Origin of the sequence: Anaerostipes sp. (assembly GCF_018381315.1) — a bacterium.
In the GTDB taxonomy this organism is placed as follows: domain Bacteria; phylum Bacillota; class Clostridia; order Lachnospirales; family Lachnospiraceae; genus Anaerostipes.
In genome coordinates this window covers 56,831-76,205 of sequence record NZ_JAGZSD010000017.1, presented here as the reverse complement: position 1 = coordinate 76,205, position 19,375 = coordinate 56,831, and the positions used below count along the sequence as shown (strand labels likewise).

17 protein-coding genes and 1 other annotated feature are annotated in these 19,375 nt (G+C 46.4%); of the genes, 3 read left to right on the top strand and 14 right to left on the bottom strand.

Going from position 1 to position 19,375, the window contains the following annotated elements; genetic code table 11:
- From KH180_RS12775 to aspS, 3 genes are all read right to left on the bottom strand, one after another.
- Positions 1-265, bottom strand: a 265-nt coding sequence (locus KH180_RS12775) for a hypothetical protein (protein ID WP_290760938.1), incomplete at its 3' end; no start/stop codon positions are given.
- Between the two features lie 155 nt (positions 266-420).
- Entirely contained in the window at positions 421-1,809 is a 1,389-nt protein-coding gene (locus tag KH180_RS12770; RefSeq protein WP_290760936.1) for a YjbE family putative metal transport protein, read from the bottom strand.
- Between the two features lie 110 nt (positions 1,810-1,919).
- Positions 1,920-3,665: an aspartate--tRNA ligase gene (aspS, locus tag KH180_RS12765; RefSeq protein WP_290760934.1), complete on the bottom strand. Its 1,746-nt coding sequence runs from the start codon at positions 3,663-3,665 to the stop codon at positions 1,920-1,922.
- Positions 3,666-3,809: 144 nt separating this feature from the next.
- Positions 3,810-4,037 (bottom strand) — a binding site (T-box leader).
- A 252-nt stretch (positions 4,038-4,289) separates the two neighbouring features.
- Between aspS and KH180_RS12760 the strand changes: the two genes are divergently transcribed.
- On the top strand, positions 4,290-7,982 hold the full coding sequence (locus tag KH180_RS12760) for an EAL domain-containing protein (RefSeq protein ID WP_290760932.1): 3,693 nt from the start codon (positions 4,290-4,292) through the stop codon (positions 7,980-7,982).
- Positions 7,983-8,092: 110 nt separating this feature from the next.
- Here KH180_RS12760 and KH180_RS12755 read toward each other — a convergent pair whose 3' ends face one another.
- The 10 genes from KH180_RS12755 to KH180_RS12710 form a co-directional block, all read right to left on the bottom strand.
- The gene (locus KH180_RS12755; RefSeq protein ID WP_290760930.1) at positions 8,093-8,506 is read right to left on the bottom strand and encodes a MerR family transcriptional regulator; all 414 of its coding nucleotides are present in this window, start codon (positions 8,504-8,506) and stop codon (positions 8,093-8,095) included.
- A complete protein-coding gene (locus KH180_RS12750) occupies positions 8,503-9,267 on the bottom strand; it encodes an energy-coupling factor ABC transporter ATP-binding protein (protein ID WP_290760928.1) in 765 nt (254 codons plus the stop codon). Before KH180_RS12750 ends, KH180_RS12755 begins: the two co-directional genes overlap by 4 nt.
- Positions 9,268-9,281: 14 nt before the next feature.
- Complete coding sequence (gene cbiQ / locus KH180_RS12745; protein WP_290760926.1) at positions 9,282-10,082, bottom strand: cobalt ECF transporter T component CbiQ; 801 nt, start codon at positions 10,080-10,082, stop codon at positions 9,282-9,284.
- On the bottom strand, positions 10,066-11,088 hold the full coding sequence (locus KH180_RS12740) for an energy-coupling factor ABC transporter permease (RefSeq protein ID WP_290760925.1): 1,023 nt from the start codon (positions 11,086-11,088) through the stop codon (positions 10,066-10,068). Before KH180_RS12740 ends, cbiQ begins: the two co-directional genes overlap by 17 nt.
- 1 nt (position 11,089) lies before the next feature.
- Positions 11,090-11,923: an ATP-dependent sacrificial sulfur transferase LarE gene (larE, locus tag KH180_RS12735; protein ID WP_290760924.1), complete on the bottom strand. Its 834-nt coding sequence runs from the start codon at positions 11,921-11,923 to the stop codon at positions 11,090-11,092.
- Positions 11,910-13,199: a nickel pincer cofactor biosynthesis protein LarC gene (larC, locus tag KH180_RS12730; protein WP_290760922.1), complete on the bottom strand. Its 1,290-nt coding sequence runs from the start codon at positions 13,197-13,199 to the stop codon at positions 11,910-11,912. The genes larE and larC overlap by 14 nt, the downstream gene beginning before the upstream one ends.
- Positions 13,196-13,942 (bottom strand): nickel pincer cofactor biosynthesis protein LarB, encoded by a 747-nt coding sequence (gene larB, locus KH180_RS12725; RefSeq protein ID WP_290760920.1) that lies wholly within the window; start codon positions 13,940-13,942, stop codon positions 13,196-13,198. The genes larC and larB overlap by 4 nt, the downstream gene beginning before the upstream one ends.
- Before the next feature lie 27 nt (positions 13,943-13,969).
- Positions 13,970-15,088, bottom strand: coding sequence for an aldo/keto reductase (locus tag KH180_RS12720; RefSeq protein WP_290760911.1), 1,119 nt, complete (start codon positions 15,086-15,088; stop codon positions 13,970-13,972).
- A gap of 192 nt (positions 15,089-15,280) precedes the next feature.
- Entirely contained in the window at positions 15,281-16,777 is a 1,497-nt protein-coding gene (gene glpK, locus KH180_RS12715; protein ID WP_290760909.1) for a glycerol kinase GlpK, read from the bottom strand.
- A 136-nt stretch (positions 16,778-16,913) separates the two neighbouring features.
- Positions 16,914-17,450 carry a DUF4865 family protein gene (locus tag KH180_RS12710; protein WP_290760907.1) on the bottom strand — a complete coding sequence of 179 codons (537 nt, stop codon included), beginning with the start codon at positions 17,448-17,450 and terminating at the stop codon, positions 16,914-16,916.
- A 120-nt stretch (positions 17,451-17,570) separates the two neighbouring features.
- On the opposite strand from KH180_RS12710, the gene KH180_RS12705 reads away from it, so the two are divergent.
- Positions 17,571-18,221, top strand: a complete 651-nt coding sequence (locus KH180_RS12705; RefSeq protein WP_290760906.1) for a LysR family transcriptional regulator — start codon at positions 17,571-17,573, stop codon at positions 18,219-18,221.
- 17 nt (positions 18,222-18,238) lie between these two features.
- Complete coding sequence (locus KH180_RS12700) at positions 18,239-18,427, top strand: hypothetical protein (RefSeq protein ID WP_290760905.1); 189 nt, start codon at positions 18,239-18,241, stop codon at positions 18,425-18,427.
- A gap of 5 nt (positions 18,428-18,432) precedes the next feature.
- Here the strand turns inward: KH180_RS12700 and KH180_RS12695 are convergent, their stop codons facing one another.
- Positions 18,433-19,323 (bottom strand): DMT family transporter, encoded by an 891-nt coding sequence (locus tag KH180_RS12695; RefSeq protein WP_290760904.1) that lies wholly within the window; start codon positions 19,321-19,323, stop codon positions 18,433-18,435.
- Positions 19,324-19,375 lie beyond the last annotated feature (52 nt).

Genomic DNA, 19,375 nt, shown 5'->3' with positions numbered 1-19,375 from the left:
GTATGTCCGTGTTCTTTTTACTGCTGGTTTCTTCTTGCTTTTTATTCAAGTTTTTCTCTTCTTCCGGAAGCTCAATTTGCTCCACAGCAGTTTCCTCAGCCACCGCTGTGATCAAATCTGTGTTTGCCTCCGTCATCTCTTCTGATGTCTCTGTTGCAGCCTCAGCCGTACTTTCCGTCTCCTGCTCTGCTGCAAAAATACTTCCCTGAGCTGCGGCCAGTATCAGCGCCGCGGCAAATATCCAGATTCGTTTTTTCTTTTTCATCTTCCTGTTCCCCCTGTTTTTATTTTTTACCACTTCGAGTTTTTATATCAGGTGGCAAGGCACAGAGGAAAGGTTAGTTCTGTCCATTTGATTCCTTCTTTTCCGGCAGTTTTTCTGAAGGATATCCAGTCTCCGAATCCGGAATCTTCTCCTATTCAAGAAGATTCCGAAGAAGTGCTGTTTTTTCTCTGTCCGATCATAAGCACCGGCAGAATATAGATGGCTGACATAAACAGCCCCCTCATCACAAAGATCAGATCGTGCATGTGGCTTTCCAGGTTTTCTAAATAATAGTTTGGAAACAAGCCTGCCAGAACGCTGGTCTCATCAAACATCAGCACAGAGGATATGACAGCTTCCAGCAGCAGAAACAAAAGGCTCAGTCCAAGACCCAGTCCGCCGCTTTTGAAAGAAAAACACAGGATGCCAAAAACCGCAGCATAGACACTCATCAGAATAATTTCAAAGATAAGTTCGGAAATAAACATCCACACATCCGGTTTCCCCAGCCCAAAGTTGAGTGTAAGCCCGATCACATAGAGAGCAGTCTGAAACAGCAGCAGGCGTATCATCATATGTTCTGTTTTTACGTACCTCCAGAAGAAAGAGGACGTCCCCTTTCTTCTCATGACATCTGCCGTATAGACAGCCACACACAATTCTAAAACTCCGGAGGACATGGAGGTGAGATGTACCGCATTGATCCCTTTGGGCAGAAATCCATAGAGGGCTTTAAGACTCAGCTGATATCCCTTTGGGGATGGTCCGGTGCTCAAGTAGGAGAGCACTGCCATATCCATTACTGCATAGCATGAAAGAGCGGTGACACAGGCCACGAGGATCTTTCCGCTGTGATATTGAAAATCCCGCCCTTCCGAATACACTTTAAAACAGGCCACAAGAATTCCGGCCAGAGCCGCACATGGGGCTGCGATGGAAAAGTTGATTTCCTGAAGAAAAAGCGAGACAAACTCATCTTCCATCATCATTTTGACTGCTGTGTAAACAAGGTATCCTGCACAGATATCATTCAGGACCGGAAACTCATCCATCCAGTCTGCGATACTCCCGCTGAACCATAAAAGCAGCGGCACACAAAAAGCCAGACCTCCGAAGATCAAAAGAAATTCTTTCATATGAAGTCCGCCGCCGTCCGCAGACACAACTCCAAGAATCGCCAGCACATTATCAAAACTCATGCTCACATCAGCTGCTACAATAGAGATGATGGCAAACCAAAAATTGTCTTTTTGCCCTGCCTGCTCATGCTTGCCACTGTCTGATCCACTATCTTTCATCATCGTAAAAGTGACATATAAAAGCATGACGCCTCCAAGGATTCTGATATGAAGCCATGGGATTCTGAATAAAAATCCGATAATCCCCACAAACACCATCTTTAGAAAAATAGACAGCCAGACACCCAGATCCCTGGCCGCTTTGGCCCGGCGTTTTGAAAGCCCTCTGGTTGCCATGGCTATGACGCCGATGTTATCCAGAGACACGACAAGGTTGATAAAAATAATCTGAAGAAGCGTACCCAAAAGGCTTTCCCCCAGTACAGACTTTATTATTTACCATATATATGCAAAAAGCCGCCCATTCATTTCTGAATGTACGGCTTTTCTTTTCTTATTCAACTTTCTGTAAATGATCAGTCTCTTACTTTAATGTGTGTTTCCCTAAGCTGAAGCTCTGATACTTCGCCTGGGGCACCGCACATGAGATCCTGTGCAGTTCCGCTCATTGGAAAAGCAATCACTTCACGAATATTTTCTTCATTTCTTAGAAGCATGAGCATACGGTCAATTCCGGGAGCCATTCCCGCATGAGGAGGTGCACCGAACTGGAACGCATGATATAATGCTCCGAATTTCTCTTTTAATGTCTCTTCATCGTATCCGGCAATCTCGAATGCTTTGACCATAACATCCAGATCATGGTTTCTCACTGCTCCGGAAGATAATTCAACTCCGTTGCAGACGATATCATACTGGTAGGCCAGAATATCCAAAGGATCTTTTTCATTCAGTGCTTCTAAGCCTCCCTGCGGCATAGAAAACGGATTGTGTGTGAAGGTCACCTGTCCTGTTTCCTCATCTGTCTCATACATCGGAAAATCATTGATATAGCAGAATCGGTATGCATCTTTCTCGCAGAGATCAAGGCGTGCTGCAAGCTCATCTCTGATCTGTCCTGCAAACTGGCAGGCGAGCTTTTCACTGGCTGCGATAAAGAAGATCACGTCTCCTGCCTCAAGACCTGCTGCTTCTGCCAGCTCACTTTTCATGTCATCCGGAATAAATTTATCAATCGGTCCTTTATAGGACATATCATCTTTTACTTCCAGATATCCGAGACCTGCCATACCGATGGACTGGGCAAACTTAAGAAGCTTTTCATGGAATCCTTTGGAGAGGTTTGCATGAACCTTGATTGCTCTCACAGTCTTGCCGTGAAATGGCTTAAAGGTACATCTCTGGAAAAAGTCTGTTACATCCACTATACGCAGCGGATTCCGAAGATCCGGCTTGTCTGTGCCGAATTCCAGCATAGCCTGCTCATAGCTGATGACAGGGAACGGTGTCTCTGTGACAGCAGAACCTTCCGGTGCAAACTTTTTAAATGTTTCAGCCAGAACTTCCTCGCCGATTTTAAATACATCTTCCTGAGTTGCAAAACTCATCTCAAAATCCAGCTGGTAGAACTCTCCCGGAGAACGGTCCGCGCGGGCATCCTCATCTCTGAAACAAGGTGCCACCTGATAATATTTGTCAATGCCGGACACCATTAAAAGCTGCTTATACTGCTGCGGTGCCTGGGGAAGTGCATAGAACTTTCCTTTATACTTTCTGGACGGAACAATGTAATCCCTGGCACCTTCCGGAGAGGATGCGCAGAGGATCGGCGTCTGGATTTCCATGAATCCAAGCTCATCCATCTTCCTTCTCAGAAAGCTGATGACTTCTGACCGGAATTTGATATTGTCTTTTACCTTTCGGTTTCTTAAGTCTAAATAGCGGTATTTCAGACGGACATCCTCCCGGATCTCTTTGGAGCCTGACACTTCAAACGGCAGATCTGTATAAACCTTTCCGAGCACATCAATTTTATGTGCTTCCAATTCTATAGTCCCTGTAGGAATTTTAGGATTATAAGTCTCTTCGTCTCTGTGCTCTATAACACCTTCGATTGAAAGGCACTCTTCTTTTCGGACTTCATTTAAAAGATCACCGTCTCTTAACACAACCTGCATCACGCCGTACATATCCCTTAAATCAATAAAGGACACGCCGCCGTGGTCACGGATGTTTTCCACCCATCCGGCGATCTTTAACCGGGATCCGATGTCGCCTTCAGAAATCTTATCCATAGTTTTGCTGCGGTACATATCTGACATTTTTTTCTCCTTTTACTTTCATATATTGTGTATTCTTTTCGTGTAAGAACAAAATGGATTTGTGTGCATCCTGCACAGAGTACTTTTTATTTCATGGGACGCACTTTCCCATGAAATAAAAAAACAGCTGTGCATCCTAAAATCTTTCAGGACGAACAACTGTAAAGTCCGCGGTACCACCTGATTTACTGTCTGTACAGCCTCTCTGGTATGCTGAATAACGCACAGCCTGCGGCTCACCTACTGATCCTCCGGATGTTCAGATTGCAGCTCCAAAGTGTTCTTCACATAAATTCACTCTGCAGGGTTCCCACTGTCTCCCGCTCACTGGAAGCGATAATCTATGCTACTTTTCTTCATCCACGCTTTTTGACTTATTATAATTCAGCTTCATCCGCTTTGTCAAATTATTTCTCACGTATTTTACTTAATTGTGGCATTTTGACCAGTTCTCCGGCTTGCTGTCTTAGGAGCATAAGTTTTTCTTCACTGTCAGAAGGAGGCCTTTCCAGAGCCGACTGGAGATAGTGGAGAAAAACTTATGCCGACCGTTGACTGGTTTCACTAAAAAATACTATAATAGTAGTGATAATTATAGTGAAGTTGACTGACAGGGACGAATATATGAATCCAAAAAATTTTACTTCTGAAACCAGTATTTATATTATTGACCAAAATTACAAAATTGTTCACTTTAACAGAGAACTTCAGCAGGTTTTTCCCGAGATCAGCTGTGGTAATATTTGTTATGAGGTATTTTGCGCAGAAAATTCGCCGTGCAGCGGATGTCCTCTGACTGCGCCTGACAATGAGGGTACTCTGTTTTTTAATCAAAAGCTGAACCAATGGGTGGAAGTAAACACAGGAACGATCAGCTGGCCTGGTTCCGGTATCTGCCATGTTGTCCTGTCAAGATCTATCTGTGAGGGAAACAAAAATCTGTTTTATAACCTGACGGACATGTCTACCTATGACGAACTGTTTGAATTGAATTTTTCCAAAGACACCTACCGTCTCCTGTATCATCTGCCTCACAAATATGTAAATCCGGCTGAGGAAGGATGTCTGTCGGAACTCCTGGAGGATGCTGCCCGCCGTCTGATCCATCCTGATGATGCAGCTGCTTTCCTGGATTTTTGGAATATTGATAACATCAGAAATCGGCTTGAAAATGCATCACCGTCATTTCTTCTTTTGGAACAGTTCAGAAGAAAAAAAGCAGACGGCACATATTGCTGGACTGCACAGACTATCGTTCCTATCCGTCACAGCGGAAACAGTGATGAGATCATGATGTGCTTTATTCAGGATATCCAAAAACAAAAACAGAAGGAATTAAACTCAGACAACCAAAGCACCGGGAAAACTCTTTCTGCTTTTATTGATCCTCTGACTGGTTTGTACCGGAAAAATATCTTTTTGCAGAAGGCCTATGAATTTCTTGAACAATCAAAAGGAAAGCCCTATTGTCTGATGGCGATCGATATTGAACATTTTAAACTGTTTAATGAATGGTACGGACAAAAATCCGGTGACCAGTTCCTGATTGACATTGGCTGCCATCTTAAGAATGCACAGGAAGAACATGGCGGAATCGCAGGTTATATGGGAGATGATGATTTCTGTATTATTCTTCCTGACGATCAGGCTGTTATATCATACCTTCAGCATCAAATCATGGGGTATATTAAACGTTATCAGGGCAATGTAGGCTTTCTTCCTGCCTTTGGCCTGTACAGCATCACTGAACGCCATATTCCTGTCAGAACTATGTACGACCGTGCCGCAATTGCCATGTCTTCCGTCAAAGGAAACTACACAAAAAGATCCTGCCGTTATGACAGCAGGATGATGCAGAAGATGAAAGACAATCATATTTTGCTTTCAGAGATCCAGCATGCACTGGAACAGGAAGAATTTACTTTTTATGCCCAGCCAAAATGCAACATGGCTACAGGCAGAATCATCGGCCTGGAATCCCTTGTCCGCTGGAATCATCCAAAGCGGGGCCTGATCCCTCCGGGGGACTTTATCCCTCTTTTGGAGAGCAATGGCTTTATCACCAACCTGGATCTCTATGTCTGGGAATTGGTATGCAGATCGGTAAGAACCTGGATCGATCAGGGACACAAAGCTATTCCGATTTCCGTCAATGTTTCCAGAGTCGATATTTATTCTCTGGATATAGTGGAAACCTTTCAGAATCTGATCCAAAAATACAGCTTAGATCCAAGTTTGATTGAGATTGAGATCACAGAAAGTGCCTATGCAGAAGAGTATGAACTGATCAATGACGCCATCGTAAAACTCCGGGCTTCCGGATTTACTGTTCTGATGGATGATTTCGGCAGCGGCTATTCATCCCTTAATATGCTGAAGGATGTCAACGTAGATGTGCTCAAAATTGACATGAAATTCCTGGAGATGGATGACCAAAGTTCAGGAAAAGGCTACGGTATTCTGGAAGCCATTATCAGTATGGCCCGCTTCATGGGTCTTAAAATCATTGCCGAAGGTGTGGAAACCAAAGAACAGATGGACTATCTCCTTGATATGGGATGTACATACGGCCAGGGTTATTATTTCTATCATCCTATGCCGATTAAGGTATTTGAACCTCTTCTTGCCGATGAAAATAATCTGGACCTTAGGGGTATCAAAGCTCGCCAGTTAGAACGGCTGCATATCAAAGAACTGTTAAATGAAAATGTATTCAGCGAAACCCTGCTCAATAATATCATGGGAGGTGTCGCTTTCTATAGCGTGTGCGGAAAACAGATCGAGCTGGTGCGTGCCAACGAACAATATTTTAAAATTACAGGGACAAATTCTGTTGATTTGGAAGAACAGCGCAGGTTCATTCTGGAAAATATTTATGAAGAAGACCGTAAGACAGTTTTTGATATGTTCAGCCGCGCTGACCTCAATGTCCTGAATGGTGCAGAAAGTGACGTGCGCCGTCTCAAAGACAATGGGGACACGATTTGGCTGCATATGCATGTTTATCTCCTGAAAGAACAGGATAACCGGAAATTATATTATGGTTCTGTCAGCGATGTGACAGAGCAAAAACTCAGGGAACAGCGGCTGGCTGCGTCTCAGAGGGCACTTTCAGCGGTTGTCCATATCTCGGAGAAGGATTCTTCTTTTATGAAACTCACCGAGGATAACCGGCGCACGGCTGCCTCCATCTTTGCCCAGATGTCACCCGGCGGTATGATCGGCGGTTACTGTGAAGACGGATTTCCTCTTTATTTTGCCAATCATGAGATGGTGCGCCTGCTGGATTATGATTCCTTTGAAGAACTTGACAAGGCCATTGACGGCAAAGTTATCAACACCATCCATCCGGATGACCGGGAACAGGTTGCAAGGGATATCGGACCGGAATACTACGCCGGGCTTGAGTATACGACTTCATACCGGATGCCGAAAAAGGACGGCACCTGGTTCTGGACACTGGACAAAGGAAAAGTCATTGAAGCCGAGGACGGACGGCTTGCCATTGTCAGTGCATGTACAGATATTTCTGAACCCATGAGGGTACAGCTTCAGCTGGCAGAAAGAAACAGCATGCTCATGCGCAAAAATCAGGAACTTGCATTTTTAAATCATGACATGCCGGGAGGCTATCACCGCTGTTCCGATACCCCTGGTTTTGAGTTTCTCTATGTGAGTGACCGTTTCCTGCAGATATTCGGTTACACCAAGCAGGAACTTCAGGACCGTTTTGACAACAAGTTTATGAATATGGTTCATCCGGACGACAGGTCTCTGGTTTTAAACGGCGTTGAGGAGCTTGAGCAGGATGACAAGGTCAAAAATCTTGAATACCGCATGCTCAGCAAAAATGGATACATATGGGTCATTGACCAGAGTAAATACATGGAATATCAGGGAAAACAGTTTTTACAGGGAGTAGTCCTGGATGTGACCGAATCCGTAAATCTCCGCAGCCAGATGCAGCATTTGCTGAAACATCTCCCGGAAAGCATTTCCCTTCTCTGGACAGACGACGGAGATATAAAATTCAGACTGCTTTCTGCAGGTTTTTTCAAGGAATACGGATATACGCTGCAGTCATTACAGCATTACTTAAGCAGCAAAGACTACAGCCGGACCTTAGAATCCGGACTGCCGGAACAGGTCAGACAAGAACTTTTATGTGCTATGGAGCACTGCAATAATTATGAAACTTCTTTTGAGATCTGTCTGCCTGAAAACAAGGCTATTAAGATATCTCTGAATGCCAGCCCTGTTGAGGGGACAGCGGACAAGCTCTGCTATCTTTGTATCTGTAAGAAACAAGATGCTTAGCAATATTATTTGATGAGAATTTATATACAAAACAGGGCTGCCGAAGAAAAACGGCAGCCCTGTTTTGTATATCTTCTGGTCTTATCTTTATCGGTCACTTTAACGGTCATTTACTTCACTTCTGTATCTGCCAGACATGCCTTTTGCTTTTCTTTTAGCTGATGTTCTGCCGTCATCTTCCCCTGTTCATACTTCTCAATCTTATCATTCAGCCGTTCCAGAGTTTCCTGCATATCGTTCATTTTCTGAACCAGACGTTTCTTCTGTTCTATCAGAATCGTTTTCCGGGCATTGATGGTCTCGTCTCCCTGGCGGAACAGTTCCACATATTCAATCAAGGCCTCAATCTGAACTCCTGCCTTGCGCATACACTTCATCAGTCCCACCCACTGGCAGGATTCCTCATCATAATCCCGGATGCCGCTGGGTTTTCTCGGAACAGGCGGTATAAGTCCTATCCTCTCGTAATACCGCAGCGTATCTGCGGAAATATCGTACTTTTTGCTTACCTCTGCTATCGTCATGAATGATCCCTCCTTACATTTTCTCTGGAAAAAGACAGGGGAAGCTCCAGCCCGTTTTCTTCCAAAAGTGCTTGATCTCTTAAAATCTCTTCCGCAGGCCCGTCAGCAGCAATCCTGCCGTCTGAGATCAATATTGCTCTCCTGCATGTATCATAAATAAAATCCAGGTCATGGGAAGCGATGATCTTTGTCCCCGGAAGTTCATTGAGTACATGGATCAGATTCCTTCTGTTTCTTGGATCCAAAGCTACAGACGGCTCATCCAGCAGGATCACACCAGGTTCCATGGACAGGATCGTGGCGATGGAAGCCAGTTTCTTCTGCCCTCCGGACAGCCGATAGATCTGCCGGTCCTTCATCTGTTCCATGTGAACACTCTCCAATGCACGGATGGTTCTTTTGTCCACTTCTTCCTCAGAAAAACCATAGTTTCGGGGTGCAAATGCAGTATCCTCATAAACGGTAGACATAAAGAGCTGGCTTTCTGAATCCTGGAATACATATCCGGTGTTCCTCCTGATGTCAGCCAGCGAGCCCTTTTCCACCCTGACACCGCCGATCCTTATATCTCCCTCATATCCTGTCAGAAGCCCCGTAAACAGCTTTAAAAGCGTAGACTTTCCCGCTCCGTTAGCTCCGATCAGTCCCACTGTTTCCCCTTCATCTGCCGTAAAGCTGATTCCGGAGAGTACATAGTTTCTTTTTTCCATTGCCCCTCTGTCGTAAGAAAAAGAGAGACCGCTCACTTCTACATTGTTCATTATTTCTCCCCATTCTATCTGAATATTTTTCCCGCAAGCCCGAACACAGGAACATACCTCAGCACTGCAATAAGGCCGGCCCACCCTGCCAGAAAAATGATACTTTTTGCATCTGCTTTTCGTTTTCCCGCCGCATAAAAGCTGCCGTCAAATCCCCGGAGCGTCATGCTCTCATAGACTGTCTGTGCCCGGTCAATGCTGCGGAGCAGGAGCTGTCCAAGCAGAGTCCCCCAGGCACGGTAGTGAATTCCTTTCTGGTCCGGCGCCCGCATGGCATATGCCTGAGAAATCCGTTCTGCCTCTTTCAGAAGTACAATGATATAGCGGTAAATAAGCATGACCATAGTCACCACCATTTTAGGGATGTGGAGCAGGCGCATGGCATAACAAATGCTTTCCATGGATGTAGTCAGAATCAGCAGATAGGAAGCCAGCACCGCAAATACACCTTTCATCATCAGTGTGGCCATTGATACCATTCCCCCTGTTACCGGCACTGTCCCCAAATGAAACAAGACGCTCCGGTCAAAAAAAGGATTGGCGATTCCCACGGCACAGACCAGCAGCAATACAGGTCCCAGTTTTTTCAGGCTTTTTCTGACAGACAGCCCCACTGCTGTCATCATAATCATCGGGTAAAGAACCATACTCAAAGTTCCCGTCAGGTCATACGTCTCAAAAGACATTGTGACAGCAATATACCAGACTGTCACTAACAGCTTGCACAGGGGATGGATCCTGTTGATCTGACTGCTGCCTGAAGCCATGGCATCCAGATGGTGGATCTCATGGACAGCCTCATTGATTCTGCCCATGTCTTCCTTTCCTTCCAAACAGCCGGAACAGCCAGCATGCGCCTGCACACAGGGCAATCACTGCTATTCCCCCAAAAATACCGGATACAGAAGTGCCTAACGCTGTTGTGTGGTTTGGCATAGAGTAATCCGGGAGAATCGACGTCATACTCTGAAGCCTCTCAGCTGCCGCATGCACTGCCCCTGATGATGCAAGTTCCGCAGAACCTGTAATCCTCTCAATAGACCATTCCAGCCCATCCGGATTCGCAGAAGCTACCAGGGATAATACACCTCCTACAGCCACAAACCCTCCTGCAAGTACAAGCAGAACTTTTCTGAAAGAAAGTCTTGGTTTCTTAGTTCTTTCCGCAGTTCCTGCAGAGTTTCCTGTCCAGATCAGCTCGGGTCTTGCCTCATATAAGAAACACAGCACCGCCGCTGTAATCAGCCCTTCCACCAGTCCTATTGCCAGATGGATCGGCTGCATCGCTGCCGCAAAAACTCCAAACGGCAGTTCCGTGATGCCGGAAGCCAGTGTTTCCGCCGTCACGGAGAGTGCTCCCAGCTGAAGGGTAAGAATGCAGCCCACAACAGATGCCGCAGTGATCTTTTTTTTGTCCACACCATTTTTCATAAACTGCTTCCACAGAAAGCCGGCTCCTATAAAACATCCGTAAAAAGCCATATTCCATATGTTGCAGCCAAGGGCCAGCAGGCCTCCGTCCGCAAATAAAAGACATTGGATCAGAAGAACCCCTATCATAGTAAGAAATCCTGCAAACGGTCCCAATACTGCTGATACCAGAAGTCCCCCGCACAGATGTCCGGATGACCCGGTTCCCGGGATTGTAAAATTGATCATCTGTCCTGCAAATACAAACGCTCCCATCATTCCCATCAGAGGGACCTTTTTGGGGTCATCTTCTTCCTGAACCTTTTTTACCGCCCATCCTGCCGCCGCTGCAGAACAGGCATACATTGTGCCTGCCACCGCCGGGGCCACAAGCGCATCTGCCATATGCATATTAAATCTCCTTTCCTTGTTTCAAGTTGACATCCATGCTGCCGGACCGGAATCCTTCCAGATCCGCCGTTATATATGTAAATCCCAGTTCTTTCAGCCGGGAAACCACGGCCTTTCTGTTTTTGAGAAGAGATGAAAGATCTCTGTCGTCCACCTCGATCCTCGCCGTCTCTTCATGAACCCGGACACGTACATTATAAAATCCCATTTTTCTTAAGCTTTTTTCTGCCTCATCTGCCATCTGCATCTTTTCTCTGGACAGCCTGGTTCCGTAAGGAAATCTGGTCGCAAGGCAGGGACTTGCCGGGCGGTCTGCCACGGAGATCCCATATTCCAATGCTAATTTCCGGATATCTGTCTTTGTCATTCCTGCCGCAGCAAGGGGACTTTGAATACCAAGTTCCTTTACCGCTTTGATTCCCGGCCGGTAAACATTCAGATCATCTGCGTTTGTTCCTTCCAGCACGGTACAGATTCCTTCCTTTTCTGCTGTTCTGAGCAGTTCTGAAAACAAATGCTTTTTACAGAGATAACACCGGTTTTCCGGATTATCCAGAATCCCTGCATTAGAAAGCTCATCCACACGGATCACACGGTGAACAGCACCTGCTTCCTCTGCCACCCGCCGTGCGGTCCGGGCATCCTGAGACGGATGGAGTTCAGTGTCCATGGTGACTGCCTCAACTCTTTTTCCGGATTCCTGCGCTGCCCTGCACAAGAGCTTTAAAAGCAGGCTGCTGTCCACCCCGCCTGAGAATGCCAGCATTACATCCTTCTTTGTGTACTCCTTTATCAGTTCTTCCAGCCGGCTGCACCTCTCTCTATATCTGTCCATGGCATTCCTCTGCAATCTTTTGGTAAACCTCCTGAAAGGAAAGTCCATGCTTGCGGCAAAGTTCTCTGACACTTTCGTATTCCGGATAAGCACGCACAGCTTTCTCCATGTAACACAGTTTCACTTTGGCTTCCCCCAGAGAGGTTGTTACGGTCCGGACTTTTCTCTTGAGCACGCTGCGCTCCATCCTCTGTCTGCGGATGCCGATGGTGGTAGTCTCCCGGAATATAATCTCCTCCAGCTTCTCAATATCTTCTTCCTTACAGATTACATTGAGTTCATATGCAGGACGGTTCTTTTTCATAAACACCGGAAGATAGTGGACATCTCTGGCTCCGGCCTCCATGAGCCTCTCCATCACATAACCCAGGGCTTCTCCTGTACAGTCATCTATATTCGTTTCCAGTTTGTAAATGAAATCACCGGCACTGCCCTGTCCGGCTTCTCTGATGATCATAGCCCGCAGCAGGCTCGGCCGTTCATACTTTCTCTTTCCCGCTCCGATTCCTGTTTTTTCAATCACAAACCGCTCCGGAAGATGAGCAGAAGTCCGCACTGCCGCCGCAATGGCTGCTCCGGTAGGTGTGACAAACTCTCCCCGGCTCTCTGTCATATGCAGAGAAAGCCCGTGTTTTCTGGCAACAGCAGCAACTGCAGGCACCGGTACAGGAATGACCCCGTGCTGGCAGCGTACCGTACCGGTTCCCTCGTACAGTACCGGAATGATAACCTTACTGATCTGTAAGTTGTCCAGACAGACTGCCGCCGCTGTAATATCCACAATCGAATCAACCGCTCCAACTTCATGGAAATGAACCTGATCCGGCACAGTCCCGTGGGCCTCTGCCTCTGCTTCCGCAAGAATCTCAAAGATCCGCACTGCTGTATCCCTGGCACCTTCTGTCATCTTTGCCTGCCCGAGGATTTCAAGAATCTCCGGCAGACCCCTGTGTTCGTGGCCATGATCATGCGTATGATGTTCATGTCCGTGTGTGTGCATATGGGTATGACTGTGTCCGTGTCCATGAGCATCTCCGTGCAGATATTCCATATCATGGTCGTGATTTTCATGGTTCTCATCCAGGAACACAGCAAAATCACAGGCATCCAGCCCTGCCTTTGTAACCCGGCTGATCTTAGTTTCAAACCCCCTCACAGGAAGGCTTGCCAGTGCATCTTTCAGTACTTTCTCATCTGCTCCCAGATCCAGCAGCGCAGCTGTCATCATATCTCCGCTGATGCCGGAGTAGCATTCTAAATAAAGTGTCCCATTCATTTCCTTTCCCCCAGTCTGTTGATCTGCGATGCCATATAGCCGGCACCGTATCCATTGTCAATATTTACAACTGCAATGCCGTTGGCACATGAATTGATCATGGTAAGCAGAGCAGAGATCCCATGCATATTGGCGCCGTAGCCCACCGATGTCGGCACTGCAATCACCGGCTTATCGACAAGGCCTCCGATGACGCTGGCCAAAGCACCTTCCATACCTGCCGCTGCAACCACACAGTTTGCGCTCTGGATCACATCCAGACGGGACAAAAGACGGTGAAGGCCGCTGACTCCCACATCATAGATGCGCTCCACCCGGCTGCCAAGATATTCTGCCGTCTGTGCCGCTTCCTCCGCAACTGAAATGTCCGCTGTCCCTGCCGTACAGACGGCAATTTTTCCAATTCTCTCCTTATCCGGTTTTTCAATCTTAAGAATATGGGACACCGGATCATACTGTATCTGCGGAAGCTTCTGCTTCACCAATTCATACTGGCTTTCGGAAGCCCTTGTACCAAGAACCTCTCCGTCCTGTTCCCAAAGTCTCTGAAAAATGCTGACCAGATGTTCATCAGACTTGCCGCTGCAGAACACCACCTCGGCTGCCCCATTTCTCATTTTCCGGTGGGTATCCAGTTTTGCATACCCCATATCTTCAAAAGGCTGTCTGCGGAAAAAGGCTTCTGCCTCCCCGACGGACATCTCCCCCTGTTTTACTTTTTCTAAAATCTCATGTGCTTCCATCGCTGTGCACTCCTTACTCTCTAATCTTTATTCAAATGTCCGGGCAACCTTTGCAAGCCATTTTGTTATTTCAATGTGCTGCGGACAGCTGTTCTCACATTTTCTGCATCCAATACAGTCCGAAGCCTTTCCATATGTTTTTGTATAATTGCTGTAATACACACCCTGCGTGGAAAATCCTTTATTCATTGCCTGAATCTCTGCGTTATACAGGGCAAAATAATTTGGAATGGCAATGTTTTTGGGACATCCGTCCACACAATACTGGCATGCTGTACACGGAATCTCAATAGAATTATTGATGATTTCAACTGCCTTTTCGATGATCTGGTGCTCCTCCCGGTTCAGCGGCCGGAATTCTTTCATATATCCGGTATTGTCCAGCAGCTGTTCCATGGAAGACATTCCGCTCAGCACCATCATCACATTGTCATGGCTGGCTGCAAAGCGCACGGCCCAGGAAGGAACCGATAAATCCGGATGTGCTTCCTTGAAAAGCTGCTCTGCCTCTCTTGGAATATCCGCCAATGTACCTCCTTTTACCGGCTCCATGACGATCACCGGTTTCTTGTGCTTCACTGCTGTCTCGTAACATTTCCGGGACTGGATGCTCTCATTCTCCCAGTCCAGATAATTGATCTGCAGCTGTACGAAGTCCACTTCCGGATGGTCACTTAAAATCTGATCCAGCACGTCTGCCGTATCATGGAAGGAAAATCCTATTTTTTTGATCTTTCCTTCCTCTTTTTTCTTCTGAATGAAAGCAAAGGCATTAAATTTTTCTGCAATAGCATAATGCTTTACTCCCAGATTGTGCAGAAGATAGTAGTCAAAATAATCCACCCCGCATTTTTCAAGCTGTTCGCTAAAGATCCGCTCCAGATCTTCTTCCTGTTTTAAAAACATTGTCGGCATTTTATCGGCTACTGTAAAAGACTCTCTGGGGTGCCGTTTTACCAGCGCTTCCCTGAGTGCAGTCTCACTGGTAAAATCATGATACATATAGGCCGTATCAAAATATGTAAAACCCTGCTCCAAAAATGAATCTGCCATCTGACAGACCTGTTTCATGTCAATACTCTTTGCGTCATCCTGATCCGTCAGCGGAAGTCTCATAAAACCAAATCCTAATTTTTTCTGTTCCATACCTTTGATATCCTCCTTTTGCCGGTTCCAACTGTAACTGCACAGATTTACCTGCGCTCCTGAGTTTACTATATCACCTGGAGCTCACTCTAAGTCAATCTTTTTTATGTTTCCAACAAATTTTTTCCTATTGGCATGACCAATTTTGGCATAAAGTCCACCAATACCATTTCGGCATTGGCGGACTGGCCTTTATTCTTCTTTTGCCCATCCATAGGAATAGCGCACGGCCCGTTTCCATCCGGATACTTTCTTTTCTCTCTCCTCACTGCTGATCTGCGGTTCAAATACACGGTCGATATCCAGGTTCTTTGCAAGCTCTTCTTTGCTCTTCCAATAACCTACTGCAAGCCCTGCCAGATAAGCTGCCCCCATGGCTGTTGTCTCCACACATCCAGGCCGTTTTACTGGTGCCCCGCTGATATCAGCCTGCATCTGCATCAGCAGATTATTCTGGCTGGCTCCGCCGTCCACCTTAAGGGAACTTAAACGGATGCCTCCGTCAGCCTCCATGGCTTTGAGTACATCGTTGACCTGAAAAGCCAGTGACTCCAATGTTGCACGGATAATATGGCACTTGTTGACTCCTCTGGTGATGCCTAAGATGGTACCTCTGGCATACTGATCCCAATGAGGCGCCCCAAGCCCTGTAAAAGCCGGCACCACATAGCAGCCGTTGCTGTCCTTAACCTTTTGGGCCATATACTCAGAATCCTGTGAGGAATCAATGAGCTTTAACTCATCCCGCAGCCATTGGATGGCAGCACCCGCCACAAAAATAGACCCCTCCAAAGCATAATCTACCTTGCCGTCAAGGCCCCAGGCAATCGTTGTCAAAAGCCCATGCTGGGAATCCACCGGCATCTGTCCGGTGTTCATCAGCAGGAACCCGCCTGTGCCGTATGTATTCTTTGCCTCCCCCGCCTTAAAGCAGGTCTGGCCGAACAATGCAGCCTGCTGGTCTCCTGCGGCTCCCGCAATTGGGACTGCAGCTCCGAAATAGGACGGATGAGACTCTCCGTAAATCTGGCTTGACGGTACAGGCTTGGGAAGCATAGCCTCCGGAATATCAAGAATATCAAGAATTTCTTTATCCCATGTAAGATCCTTGATATTGAAAAGCATCGTCCTGGATGCATTGGAGTAGTCTGTCACATGAACTTTGCCCTTGGTCAGTTTCCATATAAGCCATGTCTCCACAGTGCCGAACAGGATCTCACCCTTTTCAGCCTTTTCTCTGGCTCCTTCTACGTGATCCAGTATCCACTTCACCTTTGTCCCCGAAAAATAGGCATCAATGATCAGCCCGGTCTTTTCCCGGATCTTACCCTCAAGCCCCTGTTCCTTCAGGGAATCGCAGAACTCTGAAGTCCTGCGGCACTGCCAGACAATGGCGTTGTAAATCGGCTCTCCTGTCTCTTTGTCCCACAGAATTGTCGTCTCTCTCTGGTTGGTAATGCCGATGGCTGCAATCTGCTCTGCTGTGACACCAAGCTTCTGCATGGCTTCCACTGCTACCCCCAGCTGTGTTGACCAGATCTCACTGGCGTCATGCTCCACCCAGCCCGGATTGGGAAAGATCTGGGTAAACTCTTTCTGCGCTACACTGCAGATCTCTCCGTTTTTATTAAACAGAATACACCGGTTGCTCGTTGTCCCCGCATCCAGCGCCATAATGTATTTCTCCATAATGCCCTCCTTGAATCTCCTATGTCCCACTAAGCTTTTGGACTTTTTATCTGATTTATTATAGCACATTGCATAAATACATCCAACAATTTCACCGTATTTTTGAGTTTTTTACCAAAACAGCCGGAGGCTTTGTTTACTTGCCATTCTGCCGGGAAATATGAAGAACTTGATAAAGCTTTGCGCCAGACACCATTTCAGGCGGTGCCTCAAAAAAATAATATTCTGTGCTTTCCCATTTTTCAGGATCATAGATCAGCATTTTTCCAGTACTTCCAGACAGATTCAGCGAATAAGAAAGTTCTGTCATCTTTTCCGTTTCCGGGATTGCTTTCTTGTATTCCAGCACACAAGCAGACTGTGAAAAATTTTTACCCAGTTCAAAGTGAAATGGGATTCCGGTATGGATTTTCTGCCATCCGAAAGAATCCAGAATATTATCATAAAATCCGCGGAAAATAAATTTATTCATACCTTCAGCGTCATTCCACAAATACAGGGGAGCATATTCATTGCAGAAAGAACCGCAGCGGCCTTTTTGGGAAACTAAATATGCTTTGAATATCAAGTCAGGAAATCCATCTGTCTTAAACCCGTTTTCTTTGATCCTCTGCCTGATTTTCTCCATGTCGTAATCTGAGGGCAGAGATATTTTATACTGCATAACTGTCATTCTTTTTCCTCCTTATCAGCATTTTTCTGATATTTTCATTATACAGAGCTGTTCCGTACATGTATAATAGGAAAAAATGAGATCTGCCATCAGTCAAAATGATAGGGAAAGGAAACTATAATGGAAAGCACAGACTTAAAAATTTTCAGAGAGGCGGCATATGCCCGGTCTATCTCAAAAGCATCCAAAAACCTTGGTTATGTTCAGTCTAATGTAACTGCCCATATCAAAAAACTGGAAGCTGAGCTGAATACAGAACTCTTTGTGCGGCATAATAAAGGAGTCTCCTTGACCAGGGACGGTGAACATCTTCTGGCTTATGCTGACAAAGTTGCAGCTCTGCTAAACGAGGCAGAACAATCTCTTTCAGCAGCAAAAACATTAAAGATCGGTACTACACAGACCATTGCCGGTTATTTTCTGCCTGAATACTTAATGCTTTACCAGACAAAATATCCGGTGACCGACGTATCTGTCAATACCGGCACACAGGAGAAATTAGAAAACGATCTGCTTCTGGGTAAATCAGACTGTATTCTGACAAATTCCTCCCACAGGTTTGCAAATTCCAAAGAAATACTCCGGTTAAAAGAGGAACTTGTACTGATCGCACCCCAGACATGCAAAAGTATTGAGGATGCATGGAGTTTTCCGGTTATCACCAACAATATACCAGGCTGTCCTTACCGTAAAATACTGTTTGATCAGATTTCATCCAGACAGCTCAAAAGTTCAAAAGTTTTTGAATACGACACCCGGAAGGAATCTTAAATGCAGCTGCGCTGGGAATGGGAATATCACTGCTTCCTAAACATACAGCAGAAGGGAAAAAAGGAATCCGCATGTTTCCTCTCACCGGCTGCCCTTCCGCTTCCATCCGGCTTCTGGTCCCCGATCATATCCCTGAAAATCCTCAGGTCATGTCATTGAAACAGCTTCTTCCGCATTCCAAAAACGGTTCCGGCCCGGCAGTGTAAGTTTTTTAATTCCGGTCAAAAACAGCCAGTGATGTGACACCTCCAAGAATGAGTGCAAAACCAAGAATATCCATGCCGCCGAAAATCTCTCCCAGCAGAATAACCGACATGACAGCCGCCACCAATGGTTCCACGCATGCAAACATGCTGGCCCTGACCGGCCCCAGCAGACGGACTCCTTCCAGGTAGCAGCCGAAAGGAATAACGGTTCCGAAGATAATGACACACAGTGTCATAAGCACGGTTCTTCCGTCCCAGATCCCCGGCACATTCCAGAATCCAACGGCGGGAACCATAAGAACTCCTCCTACAAACATGCCCCATCCCACAGTCTCCAGGGAGCCGAACTCTTCCAGCAGCTTTTCCGGCTGAATGTTATAGACAGCCAATGCCGCAGCGGCAAAAAGCCCCCAGAACAGTGCTCTGCCTGTCATAGTCAGACTTCCCGGATCTCCATGGGTTGCCAAAAGGAAAACCCCGGCTATCACACAGAACAGCACAATAACCTCCAGACGCTTGGGCCGGCGTTTCTCCACTGCCAGACAAAACAGCATAATAATTGCAGGGGCAATATACTGCAGTACAGTGGCAGTTCCGGGATTTGAATACTGAATGGCAAGAAAATAAGACATCTGGCAGGCTGTCATTCCAAAGAGGCAAAAAACCAGCTGACTTACTGCCGTCTTTTTCTTCTTCCACACACGAAAGATCCTTCCCTTTTTCTGAACTGCTGCAAATAAAAGCATCAAAAAGCCTGCTGACAGCAGCCTCAGCGTTACCAGCCACACAGCCGTCAGTTCCTTCTGATCAAATAAATATTTCCCAATGATACCGGAGATCCCCCAGAAAATCCCTCCGGCCATAGTAAAAATCACACCTTTTGTACTTTGGTTCATAGCTGCACAATCCTTTCTAAATATTCCAGTGTATTATACCTTATCGCACGGA